The 14,202-nt window shown below is 62.7% G+C and carries 14 protein-coding genes; 7 read left to right on the forward strand and 7 right to left on the reverse strand.

Annotated elements, in window-relative coordinates; translation table 11 throughout:
• Positions 1-2: 2 nt before the first annotated feature.
• From dnaJ to ACVC5H_RS22505, 6 genes are all read right to left on the reverse strand, one after another.
• The gene (dnaJ, locus tag ACVC5H_RS22480; protein ID WP_489619936.1) at positions 3-1,133 is read right to left on the reverse strand and encodes a molecular chaperone DnaJ; all 1,131 of its coding nucleotides are present in this window, start codon (positions 1,131-1,133) and stop codon (positions 3-5) included.
• Between the two features lie 252 nt (positions 1,134-1,385).
• Positions 1,386-3,329 carry a molecular chaperone DnaK gene (gene dnaK, locus ACVC5H_RS22485; RefSeq protein WP_489619937.1) on the reverse strand — a complete coding sequence of 648 codons (1,944 nt, stop codon included), beginning with the start codon at positions 3,327-3,329 and terminating at the stop codon, positions 1,386-1,388.
• 155 nt (positions 3,330-3,484) lie between these two features.
• Entirely contained in the window at positions 3,485-4,057 is a 573-nt protein-coding gene (gene grpE / locus ACVC5H_RS22490) for a nucleotide exchange factor GrpE (protein WP_489619938.1), read from the reverse strand.
• A gap of 581 nt (positions 4,058-4,638) precedes the next feature.
• Complete coding sequence (gene hemH, locus ACVC5H_RS22495; RefSeq protein WP_489619939.1) at positions 4,639-5,748, reverse strand: ferrochelatase; 1,110 nt, start codon at positions 5,746-5,748, stop codon at positions 4,639-4,641.
• Between the two features lie 32 nt (positions 5,749-5,780).
• Positions 5,781-7,427: a DNA repair protein RecN gene (recN, locus tag ACVC5H_RS22500; protein WP_489619940.1), complete on the reverse strand. Its 1,647-nt coding sequence runs from the start codon at positions 7,425-7,427 to the stop codon at positions 5,781-5,783.
• An 80-nt stretch (positions 7,428-7,507) separates the two neighbouring features.
• Positions 7,508-8,425, reverse strand: coding sequence for an NAD kinase (locus tag ACVC5H_RS22505; RefSeq protein ID WP_338717927.1), 918 nt, complete (start codon positions 8,423-8,425; stop codon positions 7,508-7,510).
• A gap of 36 nt (positions 8,426-8,461) precedes the next feature.
• Here ACVC5H_RS22505 and ACVC5H_RS22510 point away from each other — a divergent pair, with 36 nt between their 5' ends.
• Both ACVC5H_RS22510 and hrcA read left to right on the forward strand, forming a co-directional pair.
• On the forward strand, positions 8,462-9,190 hold the full coding sequence (locus tag ACVC5H_RS22510; protein ID WP_489619941.1) for an HAD family hydrolase: 729 nt from the start codon (positions 8,462-8,464) through the stop codon (positions 9,188-9,190).
• A gap of 71 nt (positions 9,191-9,261) precedes the next feature.
• Complete coding sequence (hrcA, locus tag ACVC5H_RS22515) at positions 9,262-10,290, forward strand: heat-inducible transcriptional repressor HrcA (protein ID WP_489619942.1); 1,029 nt, start codon at positions 9,262-9,264, stop codon at positions 10,288-10,290.
• 101 nt (positions 10,291-10,391) lie between these two features.
• On the opposite strand, the gene fur is transcribed toward hrcA, so the two are convergent.
• A complete protein-coding gene (fur, locus tag ACVC5H_RS22520; protein ID WP_034341048.1) occupies positions 10,392-10,817 on the reverse strand; it encodes a ferric iron uptake transcriptional regulator in 426 nt (141 codons plus the stop codon).
• A gap of 212 nt (positions 10,818-11,029) precedes the next feature.
• Between fur and ACVC5H_RS22525 the strand changes: the two genes are divergently transcribed.
• The 5 genes from ACVC5H_RS22525 (at position 11,030) to ACVC5H_RS22545 (ending at position 14,111) form a co-directional block, all read left to right on the forward strand.
• The gene (locus ACVC5H_RS22525; protein ID WP_489619943.1) at positions 11,030-11,596 is read left to right on the forward strand and encodes an outer membrane protein assembly factor BamE; all 567 of its coding nucleotides are present in this window, start codon (positions 11,030-11,032) and stop codon (positions 11,594-11,596) included.
• A gap of 45 nt (positions 11,597-11,641) precedes the next feature.
• On the forward strand, positions 11,642-12,448 hold the full coding sequence (dapB, locus tag ACVC5H_RS22530) for a 4-hydroxy-tetrahydrodipicolinate reductase (protein ID WP_489619944.1): 807 nt from the start codon (positions 11,642-11,644) through the stop codon (positions 12,446-12,448).
• A gap of 158 nt (positions 12,449-12,606) precedes the next feature.
• Positions 12,607-13,302 (forward strand): MotA/TolQ/ExbB proton channel family protein, encoded by a 696-nt coding sequence (locus ACVC5H_RS22535; protein ID WP_489619945.1) that lies wholly within the window; start codon positions 12,607-12,609, stop codon positions 13,300-13,302.
• A gap of 26 nt (positions 13,303-13,328) precedes the next feature.
• Positions 13,329-13,772, forward strand: coding sequence for an ExbD/TolR family protein (locus tag ACVC5H_RS22540; RefSeq protein ID WP_489619946.1), 444 nt, complete (start codon positions 13,329-13,331; stop codon positions 13,770-13,772).
• 12 nt (positions 13,773-13,784) lie between these two features.
• Positions 13,785-14,111: a barstar family protein gene (locus ACVC5H_RS22545; RefSeq protein WP_489619947.1), complete on the forward strand. Its 327-nt coding sequence runs from the start codon at positions 13,785-13,787 to the stop codon at positions 14,109-14,111.
• The last annotated feature ends 91 nt before the right edge of the window (positions 14,112-14,202 follow it).

A 14,202-nucleotide genomic window follows, 5' to 3' on the forward strand; every position in this document is an offset into this window, starting at 1 on the left:
TCTTATTCGAAGAATTCCTTGACCTTGTCCTTCCAGGTCTTGGTCTGCGGGCTGTGCTTGGCGCCGCCTTCGGTGGTGAGCTGCTCGAACTCGCGCAGCAGTTCCTTCTGGCGTTCGGTCAGCTTGACCGGGGTTTCCACCACGACGTGGCAGAACAGGTCGCCCGGATAACCGGAACGCACACCCTTGATACCCTTGCCGCGCAGGCGGAAGGTCTTGCCGCTCTGGGTGCCTTCGGGGATGGAGAAGGAAGCCTTGCCGTTCAAGGTCGGGGCTTCGATCTCGCCACCCAGGGCCGCCTTGGCGAAGGAAATCGGCATCTCGCAATGCAGGTCGTCGCCATCGCGCTGGAATACGTCATGCGGCTTGATGTGGATTTCCACATACAGGTCGCCCGGAGGACCGCCGTTGACACCCGGTTCACCGTTACCGGATGAACGGATACGCATGCCATCGTCGATGCCTTCGGGGATCTTCACCTCCAGCGTCTTGTTGCGCTTGATGCGGCCGGCGCCAGCGCAGGTGGTGCAGGGTTCCGGAATGATCTTGCCGCTGCCGTGGCACTTCGGGCAGGTCTGCTGGATGCTGAAGAAGCCTTGCTGCATGCGCACCTGGCCGTGACCGCCGCAGGTGGTGCAAGTGACCGGCGAGGTGCCGGGCTTGGCACCGCTGCCGTGGCAGGTATCGCACTGGTCCCAGGACGGCACGCGGATGGTGGTGTCGAAGCCGTGGGCGGCTTGCTCCAGCGTAATCTCCAGGTTGTAGCGCAGGTCCGCGCCGCGATAGACCTGCGGGCCGGAACTGCGGCCGCGGCCACCGCCGCCGCCGCCAAAGATGTCACCGAAGATGTCGCCGAAGGCATCGGCAAAGCCACCTGCGCCGGCACCGCCGCCTGCTCCCATGTTGGGATCGACGCCGGCATGGCCGTAGCGGTCGTAGGCCTCGCGTTTCTGCGGGTCCGACAGCATCTCGTAGGCTTCCTTGACCTCCTTGAACTTGTCTTCCGCGCCCTTGCTGTCCGGGTTGCGGTCAGGATGGTACTTCATCGCCAGCTTGCGATAAGCCTTCTTGATCTCGTCGTCGCTGGCGTTCTTGGCCAGTCCGAGCACTTCGTAAAAATCGCGTTTTGCCATGTTGTATAACCCACCTTGTTATTGTGTTCCGTCGCTGCTGCGATGGCCTGCATCCGCGGCCGCGCACGCGCGACCGGAAACCAACAATGTGAAAAAGCCGAGTTCAGCTTTTGACTGCGGACTCGGCGTACCGGCCTGGCCGAAAAAAACAACCCGGCCGGGTGGATGCTTCTCAAAAATCCGCCCGGGCTGCGGTAAACCGCACCCGGGCGCGAGCGCTGACGTCAGGTGAAACGACGCGTCAGTCCCGGATTACTTCACTTCCTTGAAGTCGGCGTCGACCACGTTGTCGTCCTTCGGTGCAGCACCACCGGCAGCGCCCGCCTGGGCGCCAGCAGCACCGGCTGCACCACCGGCGGCAGCGGCTTGCGCCTGCTGGTCGGCATACATCTTCTCGCCCAGCTTTTGCGCGGCGGTCGACAGGGCAGCGGTCTTGGCATCGATGGTGGCCTTGTCGTCACCCTTCAGGGCTTCTTCCAGTGCCTTGATGGCGGACTCGATGACTTCCTTCTCGCCACCTTCCAGCTTGTCGCCGTATTCGCTCAGGGCCTTCTTGGTCGAGTGCACCAGTGCATCGCCCTGGTTGCGGGTTTCGGCCAGTTCCTTCAGGCGCTTGTCTTCCTCGGCGTTGGCTTCGGCGTCGCGCACCATCTTTTCGATCTCTTCTTCATTCAGGCCGGAGTTGGCCTTGATGGTGATCTTGTTTTCCTTGCCGGTGGCCTTGTCCTTGGCGCCCACGTGCAGGATGCCGTTGGCGTCGATGTCGAAGGTCACTTCGATCTGCGGGGTGCCGCGCGGTGCCGGCGGGATGCCTTCCAGATTGAATTCGCCCAGGGCCTTGTTGCCTGCGGCCATTTCGCGCTCGCCCTGGTAGACCTTGATGGTCACGGCCGGCTGGTTGTCGTCGGCAGTGGAGAACACCTGGCTGAACTTGGTCGGGATGGTGGTGTTCTTCTTGATCATCTTGGTCATCACGCCGCCCATGGTTTCGATACCCAGCGACAGCGGGGTCACGTCCAGCAGCAGCACGTCCTTGCGGTCGCCCGAGAGGACCGAACCCTGGATGGCAGCGCCCACGGCGACGGCTTCGTCGGGGTTGACGTCACGGCGCGGATCCTTGCCGAAGAATTCCTTGACCTTCTCGATGACCTTGGGCATGCGGGTCATGCCGCCGACCAGGATCACGTCGTCGATGTCGGAGACCTTCACGCCGGCATCCTTGATGGCGGTGCGGCAGGGTTCGATGGTCTTGGCGATCAGTTCCTCGACCAGCGATTCCAGCTTGGCGCGGGTGATCTTCAGGTTCAGGTGGACCGGCGCGCCATTGGCCATGGCGATGTAGGGCTCGTTGATCTCGGTCTGTTGCGAAGACGACAGCTCGATCTTGGCGCGTTCGGCCGAGGCCTTGATGCGCTGCAGGGCAATGGCGTCCTTGGACAGGTCCAGGCCGTTGATCTTCTTGAATTCGTCAATGATGTAGTCGATCAGGCGCTGGTCGAAGTCTTCGCCACCCAGGAAGGTGTCACCGTTGGTGGAGAGCACTTCGAACTGCTTTTCGCCATCGACGTCGGCGATTTCGATGATGGACACGTCGAAGGTACCGCCGCCCAGGTCATACACGGCGATCTTGCGGTCACCCTTTTCAGCCTTGTCCAGGCCGAAAGCCAGCGCAGCTGCGGTCGGCTCGTTGATGATGCGCTTGACGTCCAGACCGGCGATGCGGCCGGCGTCCTTGGTGGCCTGGCGCTGGGCGTCATTGAAGTAAGCCGGGACCGTGATGACGGCTTCGGTGACTTCTTCGCCCAGGTAGTCTTCGGCGGTCTTCTTCATCTTGCGCAGCACTTCAGCAGAGATCTGCGGGGGTGCCAGCTTCTTGTCACGCACGCCGATCCAGGCGTCGCCGTTGTCGGCGGCCACGATCTGGTAGGGCATCAGGTTGATGTCCTTCTGCACTTCCTTCTCGGTGAACTTGCGGCCGATCAGGCGCTTGGCGGCGTAGATGGTGTTCTTGGGGTTGGTGACGGCCTGGCGCTTGGCGGGAGCGCCGACCAGGATTTCGCCGTCTTCCTGATACGCGATGATGGAAGGCGTGGTACGCGCGCCTTCGGAGTTCTCGATCACCTTGGGCTGATTGCCTTCCATGACGGCAACGCAAGAGTTGGTGGTGCCCAAGTCAATACCAATGATTTTTCCCATGATTTTTCCTTCGTTCTTTCAGCCCTGGATGTCGGGCTACAGGTGTTTTGAATGGTTTGAATATGTGGAGGAAAGATGGACTTTCAAGCGCCGAAACCACCGAAACAAGCAAAAATGATGCCTTTTGCGCGTTTCCCCTTCCGGCGCCGGTCCGCTTACTTTCCCTGGGCCACCGTCACCAGCGCCGGACGCAGCAGACGGTCAGAAATCATATAGCCTTTTTGCAGTACGGCAACCACGGTGTTGGCTTCCTGTTCGGCCGGCACGGCCGACACCGCCTGGTGCTTCATCGGATCGAGCTTGTCGCCGGCCTGCGGGCTGACTTCCTGCAGCTTGTTCTTCTCGAAGGCCGAGGAGAGTTGCTTCAGGGTCATGTCCACGCCTTCCTTGAGCGATTCCAGCGAGGCGTTTTCGATCTTCAGGGCCATTTCCAGGCTGTCCTTGACCGCCAGCAGCGACTCGGCGAAGCCCTCGATGGCGAACTTGTGGGCCTTGGCGATGTCTTCCTGGGCACGGCGGCGGATGTTCTCGCCTTCGGCACGGGCACGCAGGAAGGCATCCTGCAGTTCGGCAGCCTTGGCTTCGGCGGCGGCCAGCTTGTCTTCCAGCGTGGGCTCGGCAGCGGCAGCCGGAGCAGCCTGCTCGGCAGCCGTGGTGGCAGCAGCAGCGTCAGCAGCCTGGTTGTCTTGCTGGACGGATGGGGATTCCTGTTTTTCCATGTCTTGCATTCCTGAATTACCTCCAACAAATCAATGAGTTACGTGCGTGCGGCGGGTTGATGCAGCGCGCCGTCCAAACGGGATGCGGCTCAAGTAGGGCATGTCCCTGCTTTTTCAAGGGCTTTTTGGCACTTTCCGGCGACTTTTTGCCTATTTCTGCGATTCAAGAAGAAAAAAATGTTACGCGCGCTTACAGAAATTACTGGGGCTGGCTTCAAGTTAATTCGAGCCCGCCCTAAACTGAAGTTGAGTTCCCGCCCGCCGGGGCTGACTTGCCTCCGGCTTCCCCTCGTCTCTTGTCGCGCCAACAAGGTGTCATCATGAAACTGCCACTGATTGCGGCCACCATCCTCGTTGCTTTATATAGCCTGCTGGCCACGGCCTGGATCAGCTATACGCATCTGGTGAGCGAATACACGCTCTGAACGCCAGACAGGCCCGGTTTTGGCTTGTATGAAAGTTTGTGACTGGCCTTGTCAGGACCATCTCGCTGCCGGGCAGACAGCAAAAGGCGTTCAGCCCGCTATTCTAGCAGGCTGAATACGGCCCACCGCCGTGGCGTCGCGGCGATATGAAGGTTTGGGCAAAAATTACCGATCCGCCCCGAGCGCTCTGGCGCGCTCGGCCGCAATGGCCTGCTGGCGCGACATCTCCTCGCGGGCAGCGGCATTGCTCATGGTCGGCCAGCCGGCCAGATGCTGTTCCACCAGCTCGACCATGCCGTGGATCCAGGCTGGCGATTCATTCAGGCAGGGGATGAAATGAAACTCCTTGCCGCCGGCGTGAAGGAAGTCTTCCTTGACCTCCATGGCGATTTCTTCCAGGGTTTCCAGGCAATCGCTGGTGAAACCGGGACACATCACATCAATGCGGCGCACGCCCTGGCGGCCCAGCTCCTGGGCGGTCGGCGCGGTGTAGGGCTGCAGCCATTCGGCCTTGCCGAAGCGCGACTGGAAGGTGACCTGGTATTGGTCCTCGGCCAGGCCCAGCGATTGCGCCAACAGGCGCGCGGTCTTGTAGCACTCGCAATGATAGGGATCGCCCAGCATCAGCGTGCGCTTGGGCACGCCGTGGAAGCTCATCAGCAGCTTGTCCGGCCGGCCGTGCAGCGCCCAGTGGTCCAGCACCGACTGGCGCAGCGCCTGTATATACGCTTCCTGGTCGTGATAATTGCGGATCAGGCGCAGCTCGGGGATGTTGCGGACCTGGCGATAATGGTCGAAGACCGCATCGAAAATCGAGGCCGTGGTCGTGCCCGAATATTGCGGATAAGCCGGCAGCACCAGGATGCGCGTGCAGCCCTGTTCCTTGAGCTGGTCCAGCACCTGGGGCAGCGAGGGCGTGCCATAGCGCATCGCATACACCACCTGCACCTGGTGATGGCCGCGTGCGGCCAATTGCGTGCCCAGTGCGGCCGCCTGGCGCTGCGTATGCACGCGCAGCGGCGAGCCCTCCTCGGTCCAGATGCTGGCGTATTTCTCGGCCGACTTGGAAGAACGGAAGGGCAGGATGATGCCGTTGAGAATGAACCACCACACCGCGCGCGGTATTTCCACCACGCGCGGGTCGGACAGGAACTGCTTCAGGTAGCGTCGCAGGGCGCCGGCATTGGGTGCGTCGGGCGTACCCAGGTTGACCAGCACGACTGCAGTGGAGGCCGGGCTGCCGTGGGTGTAGGGAGGTTCTTTGCGGAAGGCCATGTTGGATGGGATCGGTGTTCTTGGTGTTCTTGTCAGGAGGCCAGCAGTTCGCGTGCATGCTTGCGCGTGGTCGCGGTGATTTCCAGTCCGCCCAGCATGCGGGCGATTTCTTCCACGCGCGCCTTGGCGTCCAGCCCGTCGATGTCGGAAAGGGTCTTGCCGCCTTCGCTGCGCTTCTTGACCTGATAGTGCTGGTTGGCCTGGCTGGCCACCTGCGGCAAGTGGGTCACGCAGAGTACCTGGCGTTCCTGGCCCAGGCGCTTCAAGAGCCGCCCGACCACTTCGGCCACGGCGCCACCGATGCCGCTGTCGACTTCATCGAAGATCAGCGTGGGCACCGTGGTCGCCGCCGAAGCGATCACCGAGATGGCCAGCGAAATACGCGCCAGTTCGCCGCCCGAAGCCACCTTGGCCAGCGCGCGCGGGGCCACGCCGGCATGGCCGGCCACCAGGAATTCGACCTGCTCCAGACCGTAGGCTGCCGGCTCCACTTCGTTGAGGGCGATGTCAAAGCGGCCGCCCGCCATCGACAGATCCTGCATCGCCGCCGTGACCGCCTCGCCCAGTGCCGCAGCGGCCTTGGCGCGCGCCTTGGAGAGCTTCTGCGCCAGGGCGAGGTAAGCGTCCTTGAGCTTTTCTTCCTGCGCACGCAGGGCGTCGAGGTCGCTGGCGTCGGCCAGTTGCTTCAGTTGTTCGGAGAGCTTGCGATACTCATCGGGCAGCTCATCGGGCTGCACGTGGAATTTGCGTGCCGTGGAGTGGATGGCTTCAAGGCGCTCTTCCACTTCCTGCAGCCGCGCCGGATCGAGCTCCACCCGACCCAGGTAATCGTTGAGGGCATAGACCGCTTCCTGCAGCTGGATCTGCGCCGGCTCCAGCGCATCGAGCACGGGCTTCAAGGCTGTATCGACATCGACCAGCTTGGTCAGTTTTTGCGTGATCGAAGACAGCTGCGAGAGGATCGGCGACTCCGATTCCGAGATCACGCCCAGCGCTTCCTGCGCGCCACCGATGAGCGCAGCGGCATGCGAGAGGCGGCTGTGCTCGGTACTGATGTCGGCCCATTCGCCGGGCTTCACGGCCAGCTTGTGCAGCTCGGCCACTTGCCATTCCAGGCGTTCGCGCTCCAGCAGGACATTGCGCGCATCCTGCTCGAACTGTTCGCGCTGGCGGGCCAGGGCGCGCCAGGTCTTGTAGGCGGCGGCCACTTCGCGCGCAGGTTCCAGCAGGCCGGCCTGGCTGTCCAGCAGTTGACGCTGGGCATCGGCCTTCATCAGCGATTGATGCGCATGCTGGCCGTGGATATCCACCAGCATCTCGCCCACTTCGCGCAATTGCGCGGCGGTGGCGGCGCTGCCATTGATGTAGGCCTTGCTGCGACCGGCATTGTCGATCACCCGACGCAGCAGCACGCCGTCGTGCTCGCCGCTGAATTCGTGTTCCTCCAGCCAGGCCAGCACCTCGGGAGTGGCGGTGAAATCGGCGCTGACGTCAGCCTTGGCGGCTCCCTCGCGCACTACGCTGGGATCGCCACGGCCGCCCATGGCCAGGGCCAGGGCATCGATGAGGATGGATTTGCCGGCGCCAGTTTCGCCGGTGAAGACGGAAAATCCACGCGCAAATTCGAGCTCGATGGCATCGACAATCACGAAGTCGCGGATCGTTAAGGTACGCAGCATGGTGGTCTCGCAGCGGGTTGGACGGGCAGGCCAGTGTTCAGAAGCAAGCCGGCTTGCAGATGGGCCGGCTTGCTGCGGGCTTATTGTAATCGGCCTTCTATCGACGGGTATTCATTCCAGTGCAGCTTCTCGCGCAGGGTATCGAAATAGCTCCAGCCCTCGGGATGCAGGAAGGTGATCTTGTGCGCCGAACGGCGGATCACGATGCGGTCGCCATGCAGCACGCTGGTGAGGGACTGCATGTCGAAGTTGGCGCTGACCTCGCGCCCGGCCACCACCTGGATGACGATCTCGCAGGAATCCGACAGCGTGATGGGACGGTTGGACAACGAATGCGGTGAGATCGGCACCATCACGATGCCATGCAGGCTGGGGTGCAGGATCGGTCCGCCAGCCGACAACGCATAGGCGGTAGAGCCGGTCGGCGTGGCCACGATGAGGCCATCGGAGCGCTGGTTGTACATGAAGCGTCCATCGACTTCCACCCGCAGCTCGACCATGCCGGAGGTGGAGCCGCGTGCCACCACCACGTCGTTCAGGGCCAGCGCGCGGAAGATCTCGCCGCCCTCGCGATAGACCCGCGCTTCCAGCAGCGAGCGCGACTCGGCTTCGACCTTGCCTTCCAGCATTTCACCGAGAGCCGGTATCATGCGGTCTTGCGCGATATCGGTGATGAAGCCCAGGCGCCCCTGGTTGATGCCGATCAGCGGGACGTTATAAGGCGCCAGCTGGCGTGCGATGCCCAGCATGGTACCGTCGCCGCCGACCACGATGGCCACGTCCGCATGCTGGCCGATCTGCTCGGGGGTCATGCTGTCATAGCCTTGCAGGGCGATGTTCTCGGCGGTCTCGGTCTCGAAGACCACGGTGTGGCCGTGCGATTCCAGGAACACCGCGATGTCCGACAAGATCTGCGCGATGCCGACGGCCTGGAACTTGCCGACGATGGCGACGGTTTTGGGTACGGCTGCCTGAACGGGTAATTTGATGGGCCACATGCTGCGGATTAGACCATAATTTGAGATGACATTGTAATGAAACCAAGCACCTCCCCCCTGCCGCACTCAGTTGTCCAAGCACCCATCCAGGCCGTGCTGTTCGACCTTGACGATACCCTCTGGGCCATCGAACCGGTGCTGGTGCGCGCCGAGGGCCTGCTCTACGACTGGCTGCGCGAGCATGCTCCCGCCGTGGTAGCCACCCATACCATCGCCAGCCTGCGCGAACGCCGCATGGCGCTCATGCAGACCGACCCGATGTACCGCATCGATCTCTGGAAGCTGCGCCATACGGCGCTCTCCGAGGTCTTCCGGGAGCATGACGTGGACCTGGCGCTGGTCGATCCGGCCATGGCCCTGTTCTCCGAAGCGCGCAGCACGGTGGCGCTGTTCGATGACGTGGAACCGGCGCTGCTGCGCATGAAGGAGCGGCTGACCCTGGGCTCGGTCTCCAACGGTTTTGCCGATCTGGAACGCATCGGGCTGGCCGGTCACTTCGGCGTCTCGATTGCCGCGCACCGCTTCGGCCGCGCCAAGCCGGACCCGGCCATCTTCCACGCCGCCTGCGAAGCGCTGCAGGTCGCCCCGGCGGCCACTGTCTACGTGGGCGACGATCCGCTGCTGGACGTGCAAGGCGCGCAGCAGGCCGGTCTGCGGGCGGTGTGGATGAACCGTTTCGGCCGTAGCCTGCCCGATGGCATCCGCCCCGATGCCATCTGTCGCGACCTGCATGAGCTGCACGACTGGCTGCAGGCGCAAGCCTGATCCTTCGCCCAAATCGCGACCGGGCTGACGTGCGCGTCACATTTGCCTGATATGCCGCTAGAATATGCCCCATGCAACTCGATAACCGCGCCCGCACACTCCTGAAAGCCCTGGTCGAACGGTACATCGCCGACGGCCAGCCGGTGGGTTCGCGCGCCCTGTCGAAACTGTCGGGCCTGGAACTGTCGCCGGCGACCATCCGCAACATCATGGCCGATCTCGAAGAGATGGGCTTCGTCGCCAGCCCGCACACCTCGGCCGGCCGTGTGCCTACGCCGCGCGGCTATCGCATGTTCGTCGATACCCTCCTGACCGTCGAGGCCATCGACGAGAGCGCCCTCGAAGGCCGTCTGCAGGCGCGTTTGCAGCACAGCGGCTCGCCCCAGAAGATCATCACCAATGCGGCCCAGGTGCTGTCCTCGCTGTCACAGTTCGCGGGCGTGGTGATGACGCCCAAGCGCGAATCGATGTTCCAGCAGATCGAGTTCCTGCGGCTGTCGGAAAAGCGCATCCTGCTGGTCATCGTCGACCAGGGCGGCGACGTGCAGAACCGCATGCTGCTGACCGAGGTCGATTACACCCCCAGCCAACTGACCCAGGCAGCCAATTACATCAACCAGCATTACGCCGGCCAGTCCTTCGACCAGGTGCGCGTGCATCTGCAGGGTGAACTGCGCCAGCTGCGCGACGACATGACCGCGCTCATGCAAGCCGCCGTCGAAGCCGGCAGCGACGCCATGAACGAAGAGGCCGACAACAACGTGGTCATCTCCGGCGAGCGCAACCTGCTGTCGGTGACCGACCTGTCCTCCAACATGAATTCGCTGCGGCGCCTGTTCGACATGTTCGAGCAGAAGACTGGCCTCTTGCAGTTGCTGGACGTCTCCAGCAAGGCCACCGGGGTGCAGATCTTCATCGGCGGCGAATCCCAGCTGGTGCCCATGGATGACATGAGCATCGTCACCGCACCCTACGAGGTCAACGGCCGCATCGTCGGCACCCTGGGCGTGATCGGGCCGACCCGCATGGCCTACGAGCGCGTCATCCCCATCGTCGACATCACCGCCAAGCTGCTCTCCAGCGCGCTGAGCCAGCACTGATCAGGCAGGACGAAAAAAAAGCCACGGGATGAATCCGTGGCTTTTTTGCTTTTTCCTTCACACTGCCTTGCCAAAGTAAAACCAGGCAATCGATCGCAAACTTACTTCTTCACTTTCTTGCAGTTTTTGCAATGACCATAGAGGGCAAGGGCATGGTCGGCGATCTCGAAACCGTGCTCCTGGGCAATCTTGAGCTGGCGCTTTTCGATTTCGGCGTCGAAGAATTCCTCGACCTTGCCGCAATCCAGGCAGACCAGGTGGTCGTGGTGCGAGCCTTCGTTGAGCTCGAAGACGGCCTTGCCGGTCTCGAAGTGATTGCGCTGCAAGAGCCCGGCCTGCTCGAACTGGGTCAGCACGCGGTAGACGGTGGCCAGGCCCACGTCGAGGTTGTCGGAGAGCAATTGTTTGTAGACGTCTTCGGCGCTGAGGTGACGCACGGAGGTGTTCTGGAAGATTTCAAGGATCTTCAGGCGCGGCAAGGTCGCCTTCAGGCCGCTGGCCTTCAGTTCGGATGGATTGTTCGGCATGGTAGAGTGGGTTCCCGGGTTTTACTGGTCTCGAACAGGCGCGGCGGTCCACTGGGAAGACCTGGCGGACCGTTCCGGCGGGGCGGTGGGGAACGCCCTTTTACACCCGGAACGCACTCATGCCTATTTAAGAAGTAAGTTCTAGCTTATCATATAGCGCTTTAGGCTCATGGCTCAACCCGGTTGAAATCTTTATGCGCATGCTTTCCCGAATGAAGTCCCGTCATCACACCGCCGCCCTTGGCGTCCTTGCAGCACTGGCCGTGTCGCTGGCCGGCTGTTCCTCGACCAAGGCCCCGGAACAGGCAGCGCCCACCGATACCTCGGGCGTGAAGGTGACCGGCAAGAGCGATAGCCTGTTCGGCTTCCTGAAGCCCTATCGCATCGACATCCAGCAAGGCAACTTCGTCTCCAAGGAAATGGTGGCGCAGCTGCGTCCGGGCCTGACCCGCGACCAGGTGCGCTTCGTGCTGGGCACGCCGCTGCTGTCGGACATGTTCCACGCCAACCGCTGGGATTACGACTTCCGCCTGGCCAAGGGCAATGGCGAAATCATGACCAGCCGCGTTTCGGTGTTCTTCAAGGATGACCTGCTGGATCACGTCGAAGGCGGCCAGAACCTGCCCACCGAAAGCGAATACCTGACCCTGATCACTGACGCCAAGGTCGGCGCCAAGGCCAGCTTCGGCGCCAAGGCCAGCTTCGGCGACAAGCCCAAGGAAGCGAGCGAGACCAAACCGGCATCCCCGGTCGCGCCCTCCTCGGCCACCGACAAGTAAGACCTGCGAGACCTGCCTCCAGCACCTCTTCATTCCGAGTTTCACATGACTGCACTCAATATCGCCGTGGCCGGCGCCTCCGGGCGCATGGGCCGCATGCTGATCGAAGCCATCCTCAATGCCGAGGGCCTGAAGCTCTCCGGCGCCCTGGATACGCCCACCTCGCCTACCCTCGGCACCGATGCCGGCCTGTTCCTGGGCAAGACCACCGGCGTGGTCATCGAATCGGACCTGGCGCGCGGCCTGGCCGGCGCTGACGTACTGATCGACTTCACCCGTCCTGAAGGCACGTTGAAGCACCTGGAATACTGCGCTGCCCACGGCGTGAAGGTGGTCATCGGCACCACCGGTTTCGAAGCTGAAGGCAAAGCGGCCATCGCCGAATTCGCCAAGCGAACCGCCATCATGGCCGCGCCCAACATGAGCGTGGGTGTCAACGTCACGCTCAAGCTGCTGGAGATGGCGGCCAAGAATTTCTCGCACGGCTACGACATCGAGATCATCGAAGCCCATCACCGCCACAAGGTCGACGCGCCCTCCGGCACCGCCCTGAAGATGGGTGAAGTCATCGCCGATGCGCTGGGCAAGAAGCTCGACGACGTGGCCGTCTACGCCCGCGAAGGCGTCACCGGTGAACGTGATCCCTCCTCCATCGGTTTTGCCACCGTGCGCGGCGGCGACATCATCGGCGACCATACGGTGCTGTTCGCCGGCACCGGCGAGCGCATCGAGATTTCGCACAAGTCTTCCAGCCGCGTCTCGTACGCCATGGGCAGCCTGCGCGCCGCACGCTTCCTGGCCGACAAGGACAGCGGCCTGTACGACATGCAGGATGTGCTGGGCTTCAAGTAAGCCGAGCCCGGAACCACAGGAAATGCCCGACGCTGCCGCACCCCACCAGGTCCGGCAGCGAATTTTTTTGGGGCCGGCCGCTCCAAGCGACTGCCCCGCAACTGACCGTCATTGACTCCCTGCCGCCCCGCGCGGCGTCTTTCCCGAAAGCACGTACCATGGAACAGAACGTTGGATTTGCCCACTACTGGGCGCAAGGCGATGCCGTTTCCCATTCAGTGGCCTATCTGCTGCTGATGATGTCGATTGCCAGCTGGTTCTACATCCTCTCCAAGGCCTGGGCCGCCTGGCGCATCCGGCGCGGCAGCAATGCGCTGGAACAATTCTGGCAGGCGCCGACGCTGGCCGATGCCACCGCCGCCATGCAGCGCGTCGACAGCGAACTGATCTACACCCCCATGGCCGAACGCGCCGCCGAAGCGGCCGACATCGGCACCCGCCAGCAGGGTACGCCCTCGCTGAACGCCGCCACCGATCCGGGCGAACTGATCACGCGCACCCTGCGCCGCGAAATCAACCGGGTTTCGGCGCGCCTGGAACGCGGCCTGACACTGCTGGCCTCGGTCGGCTCGACCGCGCCCTTCGTGGGCCTGTTCGGTACCGTCTGGGGCATCTATCATGCGCTGGTGGCGGTCTCGGCCAGTGGCACGGTGCAGATCGACAAGGTGGCCGGTCCCGTCGGCGAGGCGCTGATCATGACCGCGCTGGGCCTGTTGGTGGCCATTCCCGCCGTGCTGGCCTACAACGCCTTCACCCGCATCAACCGCGTGGTGCTGGCCGAACTGGATGGCTTCGCCCACGACCTGCATGCGTATCTGACCACCGGCGAACGCGTCGGCGGCATGCGCAAATAATTGCCCCTGACTGAGAGGAGTCCATCATGAGTTTCGGCGGATTCAACGACAACCAGAACTCGGCCCCGATGGCCGACATCAACGTCACCCCCATGGTGGACGTGATGCTGGTCTTGCTGGTGATCTTCATCATCACCGCGCCCATGTTCACCCACGCCCTGAAGCTGGACCTGCCTACCGCACAGTCCAACCCGGCCCCGGAAAAACCGGAGACCGTCACCCTGGGCATCGATGCGGCCGGCAAGCTGTACTGGAACGACCAGCAGGTCAGCGAACAGGAAATGGATACGCGCCTGGCCGCTGCGGCAGCCAAGAAGCCGCAGCCCGACCTGCAATTGCGGGCCGACAAGTCCACCCGCTATGAAACCATCGCCGAGGTGATGTCGGCGGCGCAGGGCGCCGGCCTGACCAAGCTGGGCTTCGTCACCGATCCCAAGGCCGACGGCAAGAGCGGCAAAAAAGCAAACTGAAAGAGAGCAGGCATGGCCACCGTAACACTGGCGGGCGACCGCATTACCGACTGGGACAGTTTTCACACCGAGAGCGCACAGGCTTTCGGCTTCCCGGATTTCTATGGCCGCAGCATGGATGCCTGGGTCGATTGCCTGTCCTACCTGCGCGATGACGATGGCATGTGCAAGTTCAGGCTCAAGCCCAAGGAAGTGCTGACCATCGAGATCAGTCACAGCGCCGACCTGCACAAGCGCCTGCCGGACCTGGTGGAAGATGTGGAATTCTGCTGCACGGCCATCAATGACCGCTGCGAGGATTATGGCGAGCCGCCCGTGATCGAGCTGGTGTGGAAGTAAGCGTTTTTCTTCAGCACGTGACTCCCGTTCGGACTGAGTAGCGGCACAGCCGCGTATCGAAGACACGTCGTCACGAGCGCCCCTTCGACAG

The sequence above is a fragment of the Herbaspirillum sp. Her3 genome (assembly GCF_057961275.1).